The organism is Paludibaculum fermentans, assembly GCF_051172195.1.
GTDB classification, from domain to species: domain Bacteria; phylum Acidobacteriota; class Terriglobia; order Bryobacterales; family Bryobacteraceae; genus Paludibaculum; species Paludibaculum fermentans_A.
This window is the reverse complement of sequence record NZ_JBPJAQ010000001.1, coordinates 692,187-713,014: the sequence shown is the minus strand read 5'-3', so window position 1 is coordinate 713,014 and position 20,828 is coordinate 692,187. Positions and strand designations below refer to the sequence as shown.

At 57.0% G+C, this 20,828-nt stretch carries 19 protein-coding genes; 9 read left to right on the top strand and 10 right to left on the bottom strand.

Annotated features, from left to right (window positions below; translation table 11 throughout):
• Positions 1–421: 421 nt before the first annotated feature.
• On the bottom strand, positions 422–769 hold the full coding sequence (locus ACR9Y2_RS02985; RefSeq protein WP_435039553.1) for a hypothetical protein: 348 nt from the start codon (positions 767–769) through the stop codon (positions 422–424).
• 471 nt (positions 770–1,240) lie between these two features.
• Here ACR9Y2_RS02985 and ACR9Y2_RS02980 point away from each other — a divergent pair, with 471 nt between their 5' ends.
• Both ACR9Y2_RS02980 and ACR9Y2_RS02975 read left to right on the top strand, forming a co-directional pair.
• Positions 1,241–1,888 (top strand): AAA family ATPase, encoded by a 648-nt coding sequence (locus ACR9Y2_RS02980; protein ID WP_435039552.1) that lies wholly within the window; start codon positions 1,241–1,243, stop codon positions 1,886–1,888.
• Positions 1,860–2,186: a ribbon-helix-helix domain-containing protein gene (locus ACR9Y2_RS02975; protein WP_435039551.1), complete on the top strand. Its 327-nt coding sequence runs from the start codon at positions 1,860–1,862 to the stop codon at positions 2,184–2,186. The genes ACR9Y2_RS02980 and ACR9Y2_RS02975 overlap by 29 nt, the downstream gene beginning before the upstream one ends.
• Positions 2,187–2,214: 28 nt before the next feature.
• Here ACR9Y2_RS02975 and ACR9Y2_RS02970 read toward each other — a convergent pair whose 3' ends face one another.
• On the bottom strand, positions 2,215–3,180 hold the full coding sequence (locus ACR9Y2_RS02970; protein WP_435039549.1) for a replication initiation protein: 966 nt from the start codon (positions 3,178–3,180) through the stop codon (positions 2,215–2,217).
• A 771-nt stretch (positions 3,181–3,951) separates the two neighbouring features.
• Here ACR9Y2_RS02970 and ACR9Y2_RS02965 point away from each other — a divergent pair.
• Positions 3,952–4,845, top strand: coding sequence for a DNA-primase RepB domain-containing protein (locus tag ACR9Y2_RS02965; RefSeq protein WP_435039547.1), 894 nt, complete (start codon positions 3,952–3,954; stop codon positions 4,843–4,845).
• Here the strand turns inward: ACR9Y2_RS02965 and ACR9Y2_RS02960 are convergent.
• Entirely contained in the window at positions 4,842–5,549 is a 708-nt protein-coding gene (locus ACR9Y2_RS02960) for a hypothetical protein (protein ID WP_435039546.1), read from the bottom strand. The genes ACR9Y2_RS02965 and ACR9Y2_RS02960 overlap by 4 nt on opposite strands.
• A 115-nt stretch (positions 5,550–5,664) precedes the next feature.
• Here ACR9Y2_RS02960 and ACR9Y2_RS02955 point away from each other — a divergent pair, with 115 nt between their 5' ends.
• From ACR9Y2_RS02955 to ACR9Y2_RS02945, 3 genes are all read left to right on the top strand, one after another.
• Positions 5,665–9,282, top strand: coding sequence for an HsdM family class I SAM-dependent methyltransferase (locus ACR9Y2_RS02955; protein WP_435039545.1), 3,618 nt, complete (start codon positions 5,665–5,667; stop codon positions 9,280–9,282).
• 63 nt (positions 9,283–9,345) lie between these two features.
• On the top strand, positions 9,346–11,358 hold the full coding sequence (locus ACR9Y2_RS02950) for a hypothetical protein (RefSeq protein ID WP_435039543.1): 2,013 nt from the start codon (positions 9,346–9,348) through the stop codon (positions 11,356–11,358).
• 108 nt (positions 11,359–11,466) lie between these two features.
• Positions 11,467–13,878, top strand: a complete 2,412-nt coding sequence (locus ACR9Y2_RS02945) for an SIR2 family protein (RefSeq protein ID WP_435039542.1) — start codon at positions 11,467–11,469, stop codon at positions 13,876–13,878.
• Between the two features lie 324 nt (positions 13,879–14,202).
• On the opposite strand, the gene ACR9Y2_RS02940 is transcribed toward ACR9Y2_RS02945, so the two are convergent.
• The 7 genes from ACR9Y2_RS02940 to ACR9Y2_RS02910 form a co-directional block, all read right to left on the bottom strand.
• Positions 14,203–15,336, bottom strand: coding sequence for a TIR domain-containing protein (locus ACR9Y2_RS02940; protein WP_435039540.1), 1,134 nt, complete (start codon positions 15,334–15,336; stop codon positions 14,203–14,205).
• Positions 15,337–15,355: 19 nt separating this feature from the next.
• Positions 15,356–15,721: a tyrosine-type recombinase/integrase gene (locus ACR9Y2_RS02935; RefSeq protein ID WP_435039539.1), complete on the bottom strand. Its 366-nt coding sequence runs from the start codon at positions 15,719–15,721 to the stop codon at positions 15,356–15,358.
• A 57-nt stretch (positions 15,722–15,778) separates the two neighbouring features.
• On the bottom strand, positions 15,779–16,966 hold the full coding sequence (locus ACR9Y2_RS02930; RefSeq protein ID WP_435039538.1) for an ISL3 family transposase: 1,188 nt from the start codon (positions 16,964–16,966) through the stop codon (positions 15,779–15,781).
• 37 nt (positions 16,967–17,003) lie between these two features.
• Positions 17,004–17,669: a tyrosine-type recombinase/integrase gene (locus ACR9Y2_RS02925; RefSeq protein ID WP_435039537.1), complete on the bottom strand. Its 666-nt coding sequence runs from the start codon at positions 17,667–17,669 to the stop codon at positions 17,004–17,006.
• Positions 17,666–18,091: a DUF6998 domain-containing protein gene (locus tag ACR9Y2_RS02920; RefSeq protein ID WP_435039536.1), complete on the bottom strand. Its 426-nt coding sequence runs from the start codon at positions 18,089–18,091 to the stop codon at positions 17,666–17,668. The genes ACR9Y2_RS02925 and ACR9Y2_RS02920 overlap by 4 nt, the downstream gene beginning before the upstream one ends.
• A 110-nt stretch (positions 18,092–18,201) precedes the next feature.
• A complete protein-coding gene (locus tag ACR9Y2_RS02915) occupies positions 18,202–19,113 on the bottom strand; it encodes a hypothetical protein (RefSeq protein ID WP_435039535.1) in 912 nt (303 codons plus the stop codon).
• A 77-nt stretch (positions 19,114–19,190) separates the two neighbouring features.
• Positions 19,191–19,466 (bottom strand): helix-turn-helix domain-containing protein, encoded by a 276-nt coding sequence (locus ACR9Y2_RS02910; RefSeq protein WP_435039534.1) that lies wholly within the window; start codon positions 19,464–19,466, stop codon positions 19,191–19,193.
• 141 nt (positions 19,467–19,607) lie between these two features.
• Between ACR9Y2_RS02910 and ACR9Y2_RS02905 the strand changes: the two genes are divergently transcribed.
• The 3 genes from ACR9Y2_RS02905 to ACR9Y2_RS02895 are packed head-to-tail and all read left to right on the top strand — an operon-like array spanning position 19,608 to position 20,712.
• The gene (locus ACR9Y2_RS02905) at positions 19,608–19,823 is read left to right on the top strand and encodes a helix-turn-helix domain-containing protein (RefSeq protein WP_435039533.1); all 216 of its coding nucleotides are present in this window, start codon (positions 19,608–19,610) and stop codon (positions 19,821–19,823) included.
• Positions 19,824–19,837: 14 nt separating this feature from the next.
• Positions 19,838–20,152 carry a hypothetical protein gene (locus ACR9Y2_RS02900; protein WP_435039531.1) on the top strand — a complete coding sequence of 105 codons (315 nt, stop codon included), beginning with the start codon at positions 19,838–19,840 and terminating at the stop codon, positions 20,150–20,152.
• A gap of 44 nt (positions 20,153–20,196) precedes the next feature.
• Positions 20,197–20,712, top strand: coding sequence for a DUF2726 domain-containing protein (locus ACR9Y2_RS02895; protein ID WP_435039530.1), 516 nt, complete (start codon positions 20,197–20,199; stop codon positions 20,710–20,712).
• Positions 20,713–20,828: the final 116 nt, after the last annotated feature.

Sequence of the window (20,828 nt, the reverse complement as noted above, 5' to 3'; positions counted from 1 at the left end):
TGTCAGCCAGGCTGGAAGCACTTCTGTTTCCTGCTTCCGTTCACCGATAGGCGCCTTCCAGGCACGGGTTGGCGATCCGCGAGTTCGCCTTGCTGCTGGTGGCCGGAGAATCGGAGAAGTACAGGCATTGCTGCCGGCTCCGGGTAGTTGCGAGCTGATTGCGCTTAACGCATGGTTGCGTATAGGGCGCTCATTTTGAATGGGTTGTTGGAGCGGGAGACCGGGATCGAACCGGCGACGTTCAGCTTGGGAATCTTCGTTTCGATTGAAAATACAACACCAAGCCGTTCACGGCGGTCAACTCAGCATCAACGAAATCAGCAACTTCCCACATTCCATGTTCAAACCATCGCTTAATGGAGTGGAAACGGAGTGGAACCCCCTGCCCTCTTTCCCGCGCTCCGATGAGCGTATTCCACACTCAATTCCTCGTACAGCCCACTGAGAAATCCCGCCGCCATGATTTGAAACGAGAGGCGGATGCGGCCGTGCGCCGCCGCCGCGCCTCCAGGCAGGCACACATGACCAACTCCGGGATTTCGGCGAGATTGCTGCATCCGTAGAGGATGCATTCATTGCCCCAGGAGAGCTGCACATACCATGAGCCGGTGATCGGGACGAACTGGAGCGCCATGACGACTTCCACCTCCTGGCACCACTCACCGGCAGCCTCCAGCACTGCAGCAAGGTCGGTGAAGTTGAGCGCCCTCCCCTCTTCCCAGCCCAGGCACAGCGTGCAGAAGTCGCGGGCGATACCGGCGATGTTCATCGTTTCCTCAGATCGCACTGTAGCACCAGGTTGAAGCACTGTGTTTGTGCCCCGTAACGTCGTCTCCTACCTTTAGCAACCTGCAATCATAAACGCGTGTGCAAGGATACGCGTATACGCGTGCAGTAAAGCAGCGATAGCGTATTGCCCCCACCCAGTCTTTTGTCGCCAAGCTTCCGCAAGCAGCTTTCAATTGGAGCAATTCGGGTGTTTCGAATGCCGCGTTCCAGGATTGAGAGACAGCATAGCCGGATACGCGTAGACAGGTGAACGCGTACCAGAGCAGACGATGACACGCGTACACAGCGACACAATGATACGCGTTATGCGTTGAGCGCTTATACGCGTAAACCGTTGCACGATTACACCACGTTACGGGGATCATGGCGCGCGCCGTTCATGCTGGCTTGCCAGTATACGCGTATACGTTTATAGCCTGATCATCTGAAACCCTTATGGGGGCATCCGCTGATGCGCGTAATCTCGTTTGTGACTCAAAAGGGCGGCTCCGGAAAATCCACGCTGACCTTCTGTTGCGCGGTGGCAGCCCAGGAGAAAGGGAAACGCGTCCTCATTCTGGACATGGACCCACAGGGCACGGCAACCGCGTGGTTCAAGGATCGCGAGTCCGAGACGCCGACACTCGCGACCATCAAGTCTTCCGAACTGACGGACGCCATCCGCAAAGCGGAAAAGGCGGGATTCGACCTCGTCCTCATCGACACGCCGGGTCGGGACGAACCCGCTACAGCCGCTGCCATACGCGAGGCCGATTTGTGCATCATTCCGTGCCGTCCGACGCCGGGCGACATGAAGGCGACGCCGCCGACCATCGCGACAATAAACCGTCTTAAGAAAGACGCGGCGTTCGTGCTCACTCAAACCCCGCCGCGTAGCTTTCGCAACGCGGAAGCAGAGAAGGGACTCTCCATGCTCGGGATGGTCTGCCCGCATCTCATCGTCATCCGTAATTCGTACCAAGATGCCCAGGGCAGGGGCCTTGGCGTTACAGAATTCGAGCCAGACGGCAAAGCGGCGCAGGAGATTCGCGAGTTGTGGAAATGGATCAGCAAGAAACTGGAGAAGGTCAATGAGCGCAAAGAAGCGCACGTCGCTTGAAGCGGTATTCGCCGCCGAAGAAGTCCCGGCTCCCAAACCGCCCACAAAGAGCGCGACAAAGCGGGAGGCGGTAGATGCCGAAAAGCCGATGCTCGCAGCTATACAGCCGCAGGAAAGGGCAGGGGGCTCCAAACGTCATTCGGTCAAGCAGCACACGGCATATCTACCGCTGGCTGTGCATGAGCAGCTTCGTAAACTCGCGTTCGAGGAAAACCGGAAGATGCACGATTACCTGATGGAGGGCCTCGACCGTGTTTTCGCAGATCGTGGGCTTCCCGCCGTCAAGGATATAGCCTGATACGCGTACACGCGTAAACGGGTTCTCGTTATGCGGCTTGTTCTTTTTTGAACGCTTCAATGTCGGCTTCGGGTGCTCCCGCCTGGCGCATTGCTTCCACGGTCGCCTCTATTTTTGTCTGTAGGGGTGAGGAGGGCAGTTCCGTCGCGAGAGCGTGGGCTATTTCGACCTGTCCCCGCAACCGCGCCATCCGTCCCACCTTGCTCCGACCGCGCTCTTGCATGGCAGCCCGGAATTCGTCTCCAGACTTGCGCCACCATCCGAGAGTGACGGCGTGTATGGGCGCTCGCGAGTGCAGTCGCTCCAGTTCGATTTGGAGGCTCATATCCGATAGCCCGTTTACCTCAAGTACGGCGGGATCGAGCACCTTGCGCTGAAAATTGTCTCCACGCACGTACGTGCCTGGAGGAACCCCGAGCAACTCACGAAATCGGTCGATAGGGAAGGTCTCGACCGCCTTCTCCATGTTCGCGCGGAGCTGAATAAGCTCATATAGAGCGATTGCGTACTTACTGGTCATCGAGCAGACTATCTCGGCTTTGATGCGTCCCCAACGGCCCGAACTCTCCAGTATCGGGGCGAGTTTCCGGGGTAGCCCGTATCGCAGTGTTGCGCGCTTCGCCAGCTCCTTTGCCGAAACGTCGAAGAAATCGAACAAGCCGGTTATTACAACGCGCTGCTCTGGCCCCTCTATGCCGTCGCCGGTCTCGGCAACATAGGCTACATTGACCTTCACAGACATCAGCCTGGTTAGGCTGTCTCGCAGCCGGTCCGAGCTTTCATGTCTGGAGAATGCCTGCCTCACGGTGGCGAGTGGGATTTCCCATTCGGCGTTCTGCTCAAGAAGCTTGCCGCTGTCATGTGCGTGCTGGTAAAGAAGATTGAGAATGGCCCGATCACTTGCTTCGAGCGCGTGCGTGCCTGTCATCTCGATAAGTTCGCCCGGCTTGGGAAAGCCCAGGTGATTGGTTTTCTGCTCTGCCGTGCGACTCACAATAGCCATCCCGCACGAATACACTACCCCTACATGAAGTCAAGTAGGGATAGGAGACGGAAAACCTACCCGCCCGTTTGGTAGGAGACCTGCTACCGCAAAATGCAGAAGAGCACATTATGACTTGGTAAAGCTGACGGCGTTATAAAGCCGCCCGTTTGGTAGGGAACCGAACCAACCGGCCCAATCGAGTCTCACCGCCCACTTGGTAGGAGACCTGCTGGAATATCCCTGTGCTGCCACGCCGCCATGCACGACTTGCGAGCGGCCTCAACATCCCCGCCCGTTTGGTAGTGAACCTCAGACAGCGCCGGTCCAGACGCCCCAAGAACGCCCGTTTCGTAGGAGAAAGCCGCCCGTTTGGTAGTAAGACCGTGCCCGTTTGGTAGGAGAATTCCGCCCGTTTGGTAGCATTTCGCCCCTCTAACATGCTGACTCGCCCACTTTTTTCATGGCCTGAAATTGAAGTTAAGAGAAATTGAATTTTTCCGCTGTGGACAGTTCAAATGTCTCCTACTTGGAAGCTCAAGCCCATAACGAGGGCTTTCGCTTCCTGAAAAGGGGCTTTGCCCCTTTCTCAACAATCCCCATGAATCACGGCGGGGGGGGCTGGAATGGCTTCTATAGGTAGTAGAACGCCATGCGACGGTTGCATGTCTAATCGCACGCGGCTATCGTCGATGTGCCGCGACGAAACTTTCGCGTCGATGAAATTCATCGGCGATTGAAGTAGGGGAGGGGACCCTGGCCGATACCGCAGAGGCATTACGGATGCTCGACACCTTCACCAGCGTGGGGGCTCAGTCGTTTGTCGTCACCAAAACCGACCTGCTACAGGGCCTCAAATGGGGCAAGACCTACTCCGCCCAGGAACTGCGCGAAAAACTTCCGGCCATGGTACGCACCGCCGCCACACGCAGGCCGTTCCCGATTCCCGATGACGATACGGTTCCGTCCGGAGAGAACCTTATAATCCGTCCGATGTCACAAGGTGTAGCCTTTGTGCAACTCGACGACCTGAAGGAAGAGCAGCTCGAACGCATCCGCCCCGCCGTGTTTATCATCCATGCCACGAGCCCCGGCAGCTACCAGGGATGGATCGCCGTGTCCGGCGTGCCCGAGGGCAAGGAGCAATTCAAAGAACTCATGCGCCGCGTCCGCAAGGCCGTGGGCGGCAACGACAAGTCGGCATCGCACGCGACGCGCGTTGCCGGGACGGAGAACTTCAAGCCGAAATACGCCCCTGAATTCCCTACCGTCACCATCGTCGAAACGCATCCGGGCCGCGTGATGACGCCGGACCAGCTTGAATCCCTTGGACTCCTTGCCTCACCGGAGCCGGTCAAGGCAGTGCCGTTGAAATTCACGCAGCAGGCGGACCGCACCTCGGACAAAACGCGCCAATGGCCCAGCTACGAAAGGTCACTTTCCGGAGCGCCGACCGCACCGGACGGGAACGGCCCGGACCGGAGCAAAGCGGACTTCTGGTTTTCCTATCTCGCCCTGCAACGCGGATGGAGCGCCGAGGATACCGAAGCGAAGCTGCTGGAGGTGAGCGAGAAGGCAAGAGAGCGCGAAAGGCTAGGGGACACCGGCTACGTTCATGTGACGGTCACGAATGCCTCCGCCTGGCTGGAGCGAAACCGGCAGCGCACCCGGGCCTAGCCGGGAGAGGGCAGGGCGTCAAACTTCGCCGCGTACATTGCTTTCTCGCAGGTGCTGCACAGGTCTTCCGCCGCCCAATGGGGCACCGCTTCAAGCGGTCCCTTGTATCCCCTGATATCGTCGTCGGTGCATCCGCAGACGCGGCAGACCTGATCCGGGTCGGGCGCGCCTGCAAAACGCAGCGCACCGTTTCCGGCCGTCGCTTCAAACGCGCCGTGCCAGACATAGTACAGTGCGTAGAATCCGCCGCCCACGGCTCTGGCCTTCGCCTGGAACGCCGCGAAATCCCGCGCCAGCTTACCGCACACGACCGGCCCGAGCACGCCACCATGATCGAAGAAATCAATCATCTCGACGAACGGCGAGCCCGGAGGGGGAGGGGACTTTACCACCGCCTGCGCGCTTTCATAGCCCGCAAGCCGCGCAAGCGCATCGCGCCAAGCATTGTATGTCTTGGCCGTGCCCGCCACGAAGTCCCACTGGTTGGTGTATTCGTAGATGGCGTCCTGCTCCAGCCCGGCCGCCCGTCCCGGATAGGAGAATTCCGTTCCGTTGACCACGACGGCTCGCCAGTAACGGCTCCAGTCTTTGGGATAACCGTCACGATCCACTTCGACGTTGTCCGCCTTCGTCAGGCCCGCATACACCCAGACCTCAAGTCCCATACCGATCCGATTGTAGATCGATTTCGGGGCAGCAATCATGCGTTTGGCGTCGCGTTGTAATACCCTAGAGGATCTGGTGTCGAAATGATGGCACAAGCAGAACTTTGTTGCTACGGTTGCGCCAATAGCAATGGAATCATAAACTTACATACGAATGCCGGACCCACGCACAGGTCGAAGCACTACCGCACTGGTCAAAAAAATTGCCCAGTTCCGAAGCGACTCTTCGGGAGAGCGGAACCTCTATCCCTTTATCCGTGACCTGTTGGTCAACTCTGCTTTTGGCATTGGACTGAAATCGGATCAAGTGGTCGTGGACTCTGCTCTGGCCGGTGGTCGCGATATCCCGGACCTAACTGTCTTCAGCACCAAAAACGGTCGGACGATTAAAACTCCCGACCACGCTTACGCCGTTTTTGAAGTTAAGCGTGGGCACGATGTGTCCGACAACTCGGCAGAAATCTATGCTGAGAAAAAGAAGTACATAAAAGCCGGTACGCGCTGGTTTTTCATCCTCGATCAAACAGAAGTCCACAAGTGGGACGTGATGTCCAAGACGGAGGCCGCCGTCTACCGATGGGACGAGTTGACGGACCCCGAGCGTTTCAGCACGTGCTTTGCAGAAGTGCGGCCGGGAAACGTGGCTCTGGAAGAGCAACTGAAGGATTTCAGGGACGGCAAGACCAAGTATGCGTTCCAGTCGATCGAGGAGTTAGGAAAGCACCACTTCACTGAGACGATCCGCGAAATTGCCTCCATTCTCAGTGCGGCCGTCACCCAGTTGGTGGATACCAAGGTCGTACCTGATCTCACGGCAGCGAACGGCCTGCTGCAGGAGATGGAAGCCCGCTGGGGACCAGCCGTCTATGACTGGAATTCAGTGGGGTTTCCCATCGAGTTCACCAACATCGTGGACGAGCGCATCGCGCGTACCATTCCCACTGCGGATATCACGGAATACCCGGAAGCGCATGACCGGTTGACCGCTGACATAGAGCCTTTTATTTACGCACTCCGCATCGAAAAGCACCTTCTCGGGGACTACGCCACCAGGATGGGCATCGAAGGCGATATTTCGCTTTTGAAGTCCCGCCGCACTGGCAGCAAGCTGACGGATAGCGGCAAAGTCGTCGAATCCTTTATCTACGAAACCGCGTCGCTGATCGTTTCGCGCATGCTCATGGTGAGGTTCTCTGAGGACCACGGATTCCTCAAGCGCTATATCAGCAATGGCGGCGTTGAAGTGTTCGCGCGCTACGCGGATTACTACTCCAAACCCCTGCAGGCGCTGCTGAAAGAGACCTACAAACAATCCGCCGCTCTGTACCGAAATCTTTTCGATCAGAATGTCCTGGACTGGGCCTTGGATAGCTCCGATGAGAACCTTAGCTCCGCGTTGCTTCACGCCATGTATCTGTTGTCGCGCTGGGATTTCAGAGCCATTCACGGTGACATCCTTTCCGGTGTCTACGACCACTACCTAGACCCCGGTAAACGCCGAGCGTTAGGTGAAGTGTTCACACGGCCGGAGATCGCGCGGTACATGTTAGAGCGTTGCGAGTACGATTCCACCAAGACCGTCCTCGATCCCGCCTGCGGCACCGGAACGTTCTTGGTGGAAGCACTCAATCAAGACGTGAAACGGCTGCGTACCGCTGGCATGCTCACGGAACAGACCGTAACCCGGACGCTACGACGCCTGCACGGTTTGGACATCAGCCCATTTTCTGTGTCGCTCGCGCAGATTCAGCTACTCTGGCACAACATTGACTTGTTCACCGGTAAGTCACCCGCCGAAATTCGGTCATTGGCCGCGTCGCTGGTGCCAGCTATCCAGGTGCAGGGTGGTCATTCTTCGCTGGACACCTTGGGCGTGCCGCTTGTTCGTGGCCTTGCCATCAGTGCCGCTCAAGCCGGGCTGGATTTTTCTACCGCCACAAGCGATTTGCGGCGAAAGCGTGTTGCGAGTGTACCCAGGCGCTTCAGACAGGTCGTGCAGGCCAATTACGACATAGTTATCGGCAATCCGCCCTATGTCCGTCCTCACCGGTTTTCAATGGATGAAGGCACGCTGCGCACTTACGAAGAAGTCGCGCAGGGCCAGGTTGATCTCTATATCCCTTTTCTGTACCGCGCGGTTCGCGGGTGGGTGAAGGAGGGGGGGCGTGTTTCATTCATCGTACCGATGGGAGTCTTGGAAGCCGCCTACGCTGGCCCGCTACGCCGCGTCCTCAATGAATTCAAGCTAATTGAAATCGTGGACATGGAAGCGCTTCGGAAAAAAACGTTCAGGGGCATAAAGCGGCCAACCATTATTTTCGTACTTGAGAATTCACCTGGATCGGAGACCGACGTAGTCGCCACGACGACATTGTCCATGGACTGCTACGACGCTGACACTGACACAATCGACTTCGGCAAGGCAGACAGAGCTACGGTCACGCGCAACCTGATGTCCGAATCGGCATACTTGCCGAGCAATGCAGACAATTCAGCGTGGATGGCTGATGTAGTGGCCGAAGATACGGCCGCTCTCCTGACTAAAGTGTCAGCGGCGGATGCCTGCATTTTAGAACGTATGGCCCACGCGCCGCGACTGGGCAGCATCGTCAAAGTCGTGTACAAACGCAGGGGAAATCGTGAGGCGGGTAGCGCGCAAGCCAATGCGGTTGAACGCATCCCGGCTGGCAGCAGCCCCTTGGAGTGGGAGCCCTACGTTATGCTCGCCTACGGCATCAAGTTGGGCGGTTCCCGCGCCATTGTCTCGTCTGGACTACCGATATACAAGGGCCAGAACATATTCCCGTCTGGTGTACTAGGCGAACCGATGGGCCACTGGGACCCGGATCGCTCGATAGTGGATTCCCTGCGCTTGTATGCGTACCGGCACCTGTTTGACCATTCCAGGCTCTATGCGGTACGAAATGTTTCCCAGCTTCCTGCCGCGTGTCCTGCGCCAGCGGATCGAGTTTTCCAGAACACAGCACAACTGATCCAGCTCACGGAGGACTTCCCGCTCAATCTCTACCTCCTGTCCCGCATCCCGCAATGGTTTGCGGTGAAGGTGTTGCGCACCAGCATCATTGAAGACTTGTTTACTACGTGGGTGAAGCGCAATCTGCTGCTTATTCCCATTCCGTCCAGGCGAACCGCCGCAGATATTGCCCGGTTAACGGTTGCGGGGGAAAGTGTCATTGCCAAGGACAAAGACTTATCCAATGCTCACCGGCATGTTGAACAGTCGATAGCGGACAGCCCGAAGAAAACCCTCTTTGATCTCTTTGCAGACAACAGTCCGCTTGTGGCCGGTGCGGACCTCAGCGGCGCTGCGTCAGAGGCCGTAGTCTCTGCGGTGCATGAGGAAGGGGAGGAGATCGTCAGCGATAACCTGTTCTTCAGGATCAAGGTTCCCAATCCCGCCCTGCGCCGGTATCTGGCGTATATGCTGGACCGCTTGGTGGATGAGGGAAATGATGTAACTTTCGATGTTGAGACGCTGGGTTCTTTGCAGGTTCCTTCCAATATCGACGCCGTAGTCGCGGCCATCGATCTAATGCGCAGCACGGACCCAGCCCGCGTTTTCCAGGACGGGTTGCTAGAACTGGACACCGTGGTGGCTGACCTATTTGGCATGTCGAAGGAGGATCTCGACTACATAACATCGGCGATGGTGAATGACGGATTCTTGAAGCAGCTTCGTCCCAGCTTTGAGCACAGGGGCCTGCGTATCCAGCCATACGCCGACCATAGTCAGGGAGACCGGTATGTCTAATAGTTCTTTTCTACCCCGTCCTGTGGCTGTGGACGCACGTGGCAGCGCGGAAGTAAGGCTTCTATGAAGGTAGATCTCACAGGCAAGATCAAGAGTACGCATCTGCCACGCTCGAAGGCGCTCCTGCCAATGTTCGAGGCGGTAGTGAATTCCCTGCAGGCCATCGAAGACGCACCCGGAAACGCGTCGTCGCCGAGTATCGAAGTGATCGTGGAGCGTGAGACCGTCCTTGACGGTTTGGATGTCGCTGGCGAGGTCAAAGGATTCACCATCGTCGATAACGGCGCCGGTTTTGGCGAGGCTAATCTCGATTCTTTTTTCACCGAATACACGCTCTACAAGGTGAGCAGGGGCGGAAAGGGGGTGGGCCGTTTCATCTGGCTTAAAGCATTCCAATACGCCGAGATTGAAAGCCACTATTTGGAGGGCGAGGAACTTCGCAAGCAGGCTTTTAGATTCACCGTGAGCGGTGAGGAACCAGGGCCGCCGACCACATCGAAAGAGAAAGCCCCCAAGACGACCGTCCGCCTGGTCGGAATGAAGTCGCCTTACAAAGAGAGTTGCCCGCAAGGGCTCGCGCTGATCGGACACCAGCTCATCGAGCACTGCCTGCCGTTCTTTATCGACCCGAAATGCCCCAGCATCAGCATACGAGACGACAGGGAGCGCATTGACCTCAATGCGTACTTTAAGGAAACGTTCGCCTCCAAGGCCACGCGGCACGATTTCAAAGTCGGTGAGCGGCCCTTCAAGCTGACCGGACTGCGACTATATAACCCTCACGAGATGCAGCACCGGCTTTTGTATGCCGCCAACTTTCGCGAAGTAACCGCAGAAAAGCTGGAGAAGTTCCTTCCGAACCTCCAAAAGAAGCGCCTGGCTGAGTCGGGCGGCGAGAAGTTTGTCTACTTAGGGTTCGTCGAGGGAGATTATCTTGATCAGCACGTCAATAACGAGCGCACGGGCTTCCTGTTTCCTGTAAATGGCGACCGCGACGCCGAGACGCTTTTCGACGATCTTACCTTGGATAAGATTCGGGAGGCCGCCGTCGTCGGCGTCTCTGCCGATTTGCAGCCGTTCCTGGAAGAGATCAACACCGAGAAACGCTCTACCATCAATAACTACATTGCTCAGGACGCCCCTCAATACCGCCCTCTGGCGCGCTACATGGACGAATTCATCGACCGTATTCCGCCAGGTACGTCAGGGCGGGCATTGGAGTCGGCCCTGCACGAGCAGATGTTTGAAAAGCAGCGGCAGCTTAAAGAGGAAGGCCATGCGCTGTTCGAGGACTCCGCAAAGCAGGCGCTTAAGCCCGAAGAGTACGAGAAGAAGCTGGGAGATTTCATCGAACGCGCCAACGAACTCGGCAAGTCCTCTCTGGCGCAATATGTGGCCCATCGTAAGGTGATTCTCGACTTTCTGGAGAAGAGCCTGCAATCGAATCCAGAAACAGGAAAATATCCGCTGGAAGAGATTATTCACAAAATCATCTATCCGATGCGGACCACCTCCGACGACGTACCCTACGAACAGCAAAATCTGTGGATCATCGACGAGAGGCTCTCCTACCATTGGTTTCTCGCTTCCGATATGCGCTTGGACACCGTCGATATCCTGGCAAACGGCTCCGAATCTCGGCCGGATATTCTAATCTTCGACCGCGCGCTCTCTTTCGCCGAGGACGACGCCGCGTTGAACTCGCTAGTCATCATCGAATTCAAGAAGCCCGATAGGTCCGATTACCGGAAAGAAGACCCGGTAGATCAGGTGTACAGGCTCATTCGCGAGATTAAGAGTGGTCACCACAAGGACAAGAACGGTAGAGAGATAAAGGTTCAGTCGGATAAAATACCTGCCTATGCTTACGTCATCTGCGACACCACCAAGGAAGTGGAGATCATCGCCGAAAACAAGGGATTGCTGCCAACCCCTGATAACCTTGGCTACTTCGGCTATAACCAGAGGCTCTCGGCCTACGTGGAGATTATTTCCTACGCGAAGCTGCTCCGCGACGCCAAAAAACGAAACCGGATTTTATTCGACAAGCTGCACCTGCCGACTCAATCAACGTAACTGCTGCATGGCTCCGATTGCTGGTTACAGAACCGGCGTGTATTAGGACCGGTTGCAATTAATGGTCGTTACACGCTATACCAGCCGGAGCGACCTTGGAGATGACCTTTGAATATTGAAGAAGCGCTTGAATTCGTACTCGCTGGCCGCGCCCTGTTGTTTACGGGTGCCGGATTCTCGCGCGGAGCCGTCAATCTCCGGGGAACCCCGTTTAAGGCAGGAACCGCCTTCGCGGCCCACTTGGCGAAATTGGCCGATCTACCGGAGACTACATCACTTGAAGATGCTGCCGAGTGGTTTACCGAAAAGCATGGCAAAAGCCGAATGGTCGAGGAACTGCAGCAAGAGTTCACCGTCAAGCAAGTCAGCCAGGGGCAGATTGATATTCTTCACTACCCCTGGAAACGCATTTACACCACGAACTATGACAACGTGGCCGAAACTGCTGCAGCGCAGAATGGCCAAAAACTCGCGCCTGCCACGCTGGTTGATAGAATTCATGCCCTTCCGAAGACCGGAACGCTTTGCGTCCATCTCAACGGCTTTATCGACCGGCTGAAGGTGCCCTCTCTCGATAGTGAGATAAAACTTACTGATACCAGCTACTTAACGAACATCGTTGCCGAATCTCCGTGGGCCGTAACACTTCGTCAGGACATGGACGCAGCGCGAGCCATTTTCTTCATCGGTTATTCGACTGCGGACATTGACATCCGCCGCCTGCTGTACGACCGGCCCGAGCTTAAAGACAAGTCATTCTTCGTAATTGGTCCCCAGACCGATCCTGTGGCCGTCCAGAAGATTTCCCGGTTCGGCACAATCACGGGGTTGGATCTTGCCGGTCTGGTTTCCGCACTCGCGATTGCGGCCAAATCACATTCCGAGGACACCGATCAGACTCCCATAAATTACTGTGTGCGCCCGTACGAGCCGCCGAACAATCCGCCTACTTTCGAAGATCGGCTGATTTTCGATTTGTTCCTGCATGGTGACATCCGACCTGATTACGCCTGGCAATCTCTGCACGGGGAGATCGACTACTTTGTGGATTCGCCCGCCGCCGTCACTGCGCTGTCATGCTTCGATAGCGGTCATCGGGCTGTCGCCATCTACTCAGATCTCGGCAACGGCAAGACTGCCGTCTTAGAAGTACTCAAAACGAAGGCTTACGACGCCGGGTACGACGTATACAGCATAGTGCACAACGCCGATTCATTGCTGGAGGAATTGGAAGCTATTTTCCGATCGACGCGCAAGACTCTGTTGACGATCGAGCAATATGCAGACTGGCTGGATACCGTGGCGTTTATCGGTACGCACGCTCCTAAAAACTGCGTGTTAGCGCTCTCTGCCAGGTCATCCACGCATGATCTGCTGGTGGATAGACTCGGCGAGTTGCTGAAGCCGGGAACCATCGCAGAAATTCCGGTAGATCGCCTCCAGCCTCAGCAGTGCGAGAGGATAGCAGGTCTCTTTGATCGTTATGGTCTCTGGGGCGATCTCGCCGCGAAGTCAAAGACCTTCAAACTTCGCCATCTGGAGGAACGTTGTCACGGTGCGTGGCACGCGATACTCATCGATCGCTTCAATGCACCCCAGGTCCATGAGCGCTTTTCGCCCATTATCGAAGCACTGTCAAAGAAGAAGCGCTTTTACGAGGTGGTCACCGCCGTTCTGATTCTGAACGTTTTGGAATACAGTCCGTCGGTGGACCTGTTGCTCGATCTTTGCGGGCCGGGGGTCCTTGAGAAAGAGTTCAAGGACGATGCCTCCGTGCGGGAAGTGCTAGATGCTTCCAGTGGAAGGATTCGGCTGCGCTCTTCGGTGGCGGGGCAATATATCCTGACGAACTTTGCCGATCCTAACGGTCTGGTAGCCGTGCTCACGAAGATGGCCAAAGCCGCCGACGCGAACGCCAGAAATTCCAGACTCCATTTCGAGCTTCTGAAGGATCTGACTAAGTTCAACGGCCTTCAGTATGTTTTCCCGGAGAAAGACCGCAGAAAGGCGTGCATCCGCTATTACGAGTCCATCAAGGATCTGCACAACACACGAAACAACCCGTTGTTTTGGCTTCAGTACGCGATCGCGTGCACCCTCTTTGAAGAATTCGATCGAGCCGAGAAATACTTTGGAACTGCCTACGCCCTTGCTGAAGCGCGGGATTTCAACTCGTTTCAGATTGACAACCACTATGCGCGTTTTCTCCTGATGCGATCTATCAGCACCAAGGAGGAAAGCACGTGTATGAAAAACTTCAGAGACGCACGCAAACTGATTTTTGAGCAGGTTGTGACTGAGCGGCGTCACTATCCCTTCCGTGTGGCGACACACCTTGCTGAGTTCTTCGACACTTTCGTTGCCGTTTTGTCCCCCACGCATCAGCAGGAAATTGCGCGCGCCGCGAAGCACATCCTGGGCAGGATTGAGGCGCTTCCAAAGGAACGGCAGGACCAGCGTTATGTCACGGATTGTCGGAAGGCCATGCTGCACGTTCTTGAGCTGGCTGCTGCTGTTTAGCGTAACTAGGGGTCAGTACTGAATTTGCGTCACATTGTACGCTAAGGGTATAGCAGCAGTGCCTATTGATGAGGGTTATCGTATTCTCGAGGGAGGGCGATACCTCCGTCCTTCGTTCGCTTACATCTGCATCGAGAGCCCGAGGAGCTGTCCCCATACACAAAACCTCTCTGAAACCGTACCGCCGAGATCGGCTCACATCCGCGTTTCCAGTTGGAGGAAGTGGGCATACAGTAAACACTCGATTTCTGTATGGAGCTTTGTTAGGGTCGCGCCCATTGCGCGCTGGCGTCATCCTAGGTGCCAGCGCGGTTCATAGCAGAACTATTCTTGCGGCGCTTCAACCAACCCTTCACGTTCAAGGACGAGCTGCACATCGTGAAATGCGGCCTTGATGTTGTTTTTCGGAAACCGGATCTGCCCCAATCCCTCAATGTTCGAGAATTCCTCACACCCTTCCTCCAGCATGACGATTGCTTTGCTGAAACCGAGCCGTCCTTGAAACAGTCCGGCTTCGTGAATCACGTTCATGCGCGCCTGCATTTTACTGTCGGCTCGCTCGTCTTCGGCCGTGAGGACCAGGAACGCAATTGCAGCGGCGTCGAGCATCGTCGAAAGCCTTACTGTATTAGGAATCCCCGCAACCGCCACACGGTTAAACTCATCCCACGGCAGCCGCATACGGTCATTGATGAAGTCCTTTAGGTCCTTCCATTCCTTCGAGCGGCCATGCCCGATGAAGACGTTTGTGCCGACCCGATCCGCTTTCGCCTGTCTTTTTTCGGTTCGCTCCAGGTGCGAGAAGGCACGACGGGCGATAGCCGCCAAGGATTCACACGCGCGCTTCGGCGCTTTGAGACTCATAACGTCGGCCAAAATGGACAGGTGCGGCGGCGTCCAGAGCCCCTGGCTGAGTGCGATCATGTCTCGGGACATTATTTGCCCAGACGGACGCATGTACTCGATGAAGTCGGCTTTGGTGAATGCCTTCTCTCGTTCGGCCTCGTCAAGCAGTTTTTCGAGAAAAGTGTCGTCGTGTTTGCCTTTGGCCGCTCGCAGGATCGAAATGATATCGTCCCGCTTGTGCCGAAAGTTATCTCGGGCCGTGTCGGATGCCTTCTGCGCGTTCGACATATCGGGATGGCCCGCCCGCCTCCTGATTTCTGTCTCAATGGCATCCTCGGCGAACTCTTCCCAATTTCCGCGTGTTCCCATCGTGTGTAGCTCCTTGAAGCCCCACTCGCTGCTGAAGTGCGCGCCGGGCGGCGGGGCCTCCAGGCTCTCGTAGTACACACGGGATTGATAACCAAGCCAGGAATGACCCCACGCTTTCCCTACGTCGGTCGCGCTCTTTTCGAGTGCGTCCAGCGGTTTCAGAAATTCCTTCTTTTCGAGGCTTTGCGCAATCGATTGCAGCTCCTCGTATATCGCCTGAAGTTCAGACACCAGTTCGCTCATTGATCTTCCTAGTTTGACGTTAAATCCCTACGCGCTCAATTTCGCTGAAATCGATATCGTCGTTCCTACGGTCGTACAAGCGCGTGGTGCTAATATCCTCATGCCCGGCCATGCGCTGGGCGATGGTAATGTCGCCGCCGTTGTCCAGGTAATCCGTCAAGCCAATAGCCCGAAACGAGTGATTGCCAATCGCGGTCTCAATTCCGGCCTGTCTTGCGCGACGGCGCACCATGTACCAGGCGTCTTGGCGCGACATGGGTCTTTCGGAGAGCTTCTTCGTTCGGCCGACCGCCGCGCGGAAGAGGGGATTTTTCTTGTCGTCGCCGATCCCTGCCGCCGCGATGTATTCATCCAAATACTGCTCCAGCTTATGATGGCAGCCCATTTCATTGACCTTGCCTCCCTTTTCGGCTCTCCGCAGGAATCTGACAGACGGCCCATTTCACGCTGCTTTCTGGAATGCGACGAATTCGGTCTTGGTGACGGCCATGCGCTGCGCCTTGAGGAGTAGGTAATTTAGATTCCTGTAGCCGCGTCCACGCCGCAGGATCATCTTGATATTTCCGTTGATCGCCTCAACGACGCCGAACCGGACTTTGACTCGGCAGTAGTTCAGGATCCCCTCCCAATGGTCGATCAACATATAGGCCAACTTCTCGAAGGCCGGTAAGCGCTGCCAGCACAACTGCCGCCGCCAGGCATTGAAGTAGCGCTCCATGGCCCCTTCGTAGGTGTAAGTCCACAACCGATCCAGGCTCTCTTTGAGCAGATAGGCTTTCAGGACCTTCCGGTTCAGCGCAAACAGTTCATTGAGTTGCTGACGCCGTATGGTCGTCAGGTTCACCCAGCGCGTCAGCAGCAACCAGCGCTTTCCTTTGACCACTTCGCGCATACCCCCGCCTTTGCGGAAGAACTCCGCCCGCCGTACTTCATCCACTGCCTGGTTGGCGTGCTGCATGATGTGGAACTTGTCGTACACGATGGCGCACTGCGGCGCCCATTCCAGAATGCTGGTGCGGAACGGTTCCCACATATCCACACATGCCGATTCGATCCGTTCTCGTTGGCCTCGGCTCAATTGGGTCCGGAAGTACTCGTCCAGGGTCTCCTTCTTCCGCTCCAGTCCGAACCACAAGGGCTCGCCACTTTCCAAATTGGTTACTACGGTAACGAATTTCGTCTTCTTTCCCAGAAAGATCTCGTCCACTCCCATCTCTCGCAGAGCCGGCATCCTTCTCTGCGCCTTCCAACGCTCCAGGTATCGTAAGTCAATGGCCCGCACCGTGCTCTCCGCCAGCCCGAAGTGCCGTGCCACTTGACGCGCCGCCGCACTCTCGCAGGCCCTCCCCACCGCCTCCTCGAAGCGCTTGCTGAACGGCGCCTTACTCGGCAACGGCTCGACTCGCTCCGTCTTCGGTCCGCAGTCCGGACATCGAACCCGGTACAACTCAATCACTACGGTGGTCCGATACTCGAAACACGGCATGTCCCGCACTTCGCGCTCGGTAACGTCCATGGGCTTGTCCAACTTGCGCCCGCAGCCGGAACACACCAGCTTGCGGTTGCCGCGCTTCCGCCGCACCCACAGCTTCAATGTCTTGGCTTTTTCGTCTATCTCTTGCTGATACACCCGATAACCGGGCCATCCCAGGATTCGTGTCCAGTCGTTATCTCTCAATCCGCCAGTTTAGCCAAGGATGCAAAAACGCCGCATCCGCGTCACCACGACGGTTTGTCAGATTCCTGCGCAGAGCCCCCTTTTCGTTGAGGCGGAGCCACCAGCGCTTTTTGAGGGGGAAATAGTCCTCCACCTTGAGATTTACGACGGCGGAGACGCGCGCGAAGGTGTAGACCATAACCGCGACGAACGCCCGGTCGCGCAGCCCGACAACATTCGACGTGTCGATACTGTTCAGGAAATCGGTAGTCTCTTTCGACGACATCACCGTAGTCGATCCTTTCTTGACGGAATGACGCGGCCCGCGCACGGCATGGGCGGGATTGGACGGCACGACTTGCCCTGTCACCAGCCAATCGAACAGCATCCGGATGCAGGCGAGGTGCTGCTTTACAGAGGAAGCCTTCATCTTCTCCTGGAGCTGCTCAATATAGGCGGCGACGTGTACGGGCTTTACGTCCGAAATGGCCGTCATGCCCCTAGCTTGGCACCAGTCCAGGAAAGCGCTCGCGGCCACGGAATACGCCGCGCGCGTATTCTTGTTGCGGATGTTGACCGTGAAGAATTCGAGGAAACGCCATGCTGCCTCTTCGCCCGCGTTGCTGATCAATACCGGAAGTGCGAACGGAGCGGGGAGCACAGCGACATCGCTCATTCATTGTGTTCCTTTATCAATGCCCGCAGCTTTGCAAGGCCCACCACCCGCTGTCCATTCTTGCCGGGCTTGCGCGCGTTGGCCCATGCGGGTGCACCATCACCGTCGTAAACTATCTCTGCTTCTTCAGGGGAGACGACGCGCAGAACGACTAGACGATGGCACTCTGCGTACATGGCAACACTATTGCCTGCTGTCATTTTGATTTGTACATCGCCATTGGCGTCGTAGGCGTCGTGCCCGGCACGTGACATCGGATAGAGAGTCAACCCGAGCGCTTCGGCTGCTACAACTTCGCCTATTGAGCCGACGAGATGACCATCGGGAGTGAACTTTCGCGGCGCATATTGTTTCTCCAAATCTGCGACCGCCCGATAGATAGTCGCCACGCAGGGAGGCAGTTTGACTCGCTTGCCATTCATGGACGCGGAGGCTAGCACAGTTCGCTGACTACTACAACATAACGTCCTTTATGTTGTAGTTGCTCGACAGACAGAAGAGGCTAGGGGAACCCTACCAGGAATGCCGGAATTCACTGCCCGGTGGATTTTGGCTTCAGCATGCCGAGCGCCTGCCCGTTCAACGGCATGCCGCTGACTTTCCCATCCGGAGTGCCGACCAAGGTGAAGAGGATGCCGGAGTTTTTATCGGGAGCGGTATAAAGATACGCGCCCATGAGCGGTTTGCCGGGCTCCTGCACTCCTTGAGAAACACGCTCTACCTTGTAGCCCTGTGTCTTGTTGTCGGAGCCCTGGAACGTCAGGAGCCCCGAGGCATCGACCGTTGCCTTGGTGCCTTCAATCGCGGCGGGCCGCCCGCGAGTGGTATCACCACGGCCGACGGTGCTCAAGACCTCCGCAACGTCCGGATTGTTCAGAATGCCGGGACGAAGAGGCCGCCTTGGCTGGCCACTGCCGCCTGCCCCTTTACCCGTCGAGGCAACCGCGGCAGCCGGTTTTTCACCTGCCGGTCCATAATACGCAAGATAGGCGTTGGAAGGATTACGCAGCCCGCGTGGAATGTCCTCGCGCCCCTGGATGACCGCCTTCCCATCCACGATTCTGACCGTGAAGGGCTTACCGCCTGATTTTGGAACCAGGTTTGGATTGCTCAGCCAGACACCATCATCGTTGAATCCCCAATATTCAGCATCACCGTTCCTGTTATCGATATAAACCTTGATCTGCGGCTGCGCGGTCGGGTCGTTACGATAACTCAGAAATATCATCGTTATGCCCAGACTGTTGGGAGCAGCCGGGACATAACCAGTTTCAAGACTCTCCGGGAAACCGGGTGCGCGGCCGGATGTTGAAGCATCCACGACGGTAGTGTCCTGCCCTTGTCCCCCCGCCTGCGCAGAGGCGGTACTGGGAAGCACCGCGATGCCAGTCAAAGCCAGGATCATGGCTAGTGGCCCAACAGCCAGCGGGTTGTTCTTCATCATAATCCCCCGCGCCTGTGCGTGTCCCGCAGAACAGAGCAGCAGCGCGAGGCCCTGCTTCCGAGATATGCGTCGTATAGTCATGGTTTGTTCCTCTGCGGCGACGAATCCCCGCGCCACCAGGCGTCTTTGGGGTGGATCGCCCTTTCATAGCTCTCAAGAAGCCCCTCCGGGCTCATGCCGAGCGCGCAGGCAAGACGGCAGATCTCGGTGAAGCCGAAGCCCCGTAACGGTGCAAGCCCTCGTTCGATCCGCTCCAGCGTGCCGTCCGGCAAACCGCAGGCCCCGCAGAGCGCTTCACGGCTCATGCCCCGCGCATCGCGGGCGCGCGTGACCGCTTCTCCGAACTGCCGCATATGAACGTCCAGATGTGCAACCCGGCTCACCGCAAATCCGCGCCCCTTCCCGCGCGATCCGATCGTACCATGAAGGCACACGATAGTGTGCCACACCATCGTGTATGGACTCATAGTGTGCATCTAAGCCATGCTCAGGGGATGAAGAATCCCCTTCTTCAATTCGGGGAACGGGTCAAGAAGGTCCGGCTGGAGCAGGGTCTGAGCCAGGAGGACCTTGCGGAGCAGGCGGACCTGCACCGCAACTACGTCTCGCAGATCGAATGCGGGCGCAGAAACCTGTCGCTGCTCAACATCCTCAAGCTCGCTCGCGCGCTCAAAGTCCCCGCGTCAAAGCTCATCGAGAACATTCGATAACCTAAAGGCAAGCGATGCTTTTCCTCGACAGGAAGATTCCATACATTCTCATCGTCGGGTGCCTTCGACCACTGCATTTCGTCACGGGCGAGCTGAAGATTCGCGCGGCCATACGTGAATTGAACGAGGTGCTCGCGGCACCGCCGGGAGCCTACGACAGATTTGAAATCCGGCTCTTCTCCCGCAATGTCGGCCACATCATCAACCTCTACAACAATCCGCCTCACTGGCAGGATGAGAGGCGCAGGGCTGCTCTGATTTCGGAAGACATGCGCCATCCGAAGGGCATCGGCTGTTCGCCAACGTGCAGGCACAATCGGCAGGCGTAGCCAAGCGCCTTGCACGTATGGAACGACGCGGCTAAGACCGTTACGTGTATCTTCCGCCGTGGCTCCTCCGCCTGACTTCGGACTCTGCTTTTCTCGCCGCCTGTGGCGCGCTGGTTCTGCTCGTCGTTGCCCCCGCCGTGTTTCTCCTCTTCAGGCGCAAGCCGTGGCTTTCGCGCATCCGGCGTAGGGCGCTGTTGACCCCGAACGAAACGGAATTCTTTCACCGGCTGCAACGGGCATTACCGGCGTATAGAGTGTTCCCGCAGGTGGCGTTTGCGGCGCTGCTGACCGACGACGGGGCGCTGTCCCGCCGCGCGCGATGGGCGCTTCGTGCCAGGTTTGACCGCAAGATCGCGGATTTCATAGTGTGCGAGGCGAGAAGCCTAAAGGTTGTCGCGCTCATCGAGCTGGACGACCGCACCCATGATGCGAACGCCGACCGGCAGCGTGACGCCATCACGAAAGCGGCGGGCTATCAGACATTCCGGTTTGAGTCGAAGGCCAAGCCGTCAGAAGCGGAACTGGCGGCGCTGTTTCAACATGCCCAAGCATGGGGCTGAGAGGAATTTACCCGCGAGCGCAGGAAGGCGCTAAGGGCTCCGCCCTCGCGTGGTCAAGGAACCCGCCTTCGGGTTTTGGCTCCCCCGCGAATTTCCGCGAGCGGAAACCGGCGCAA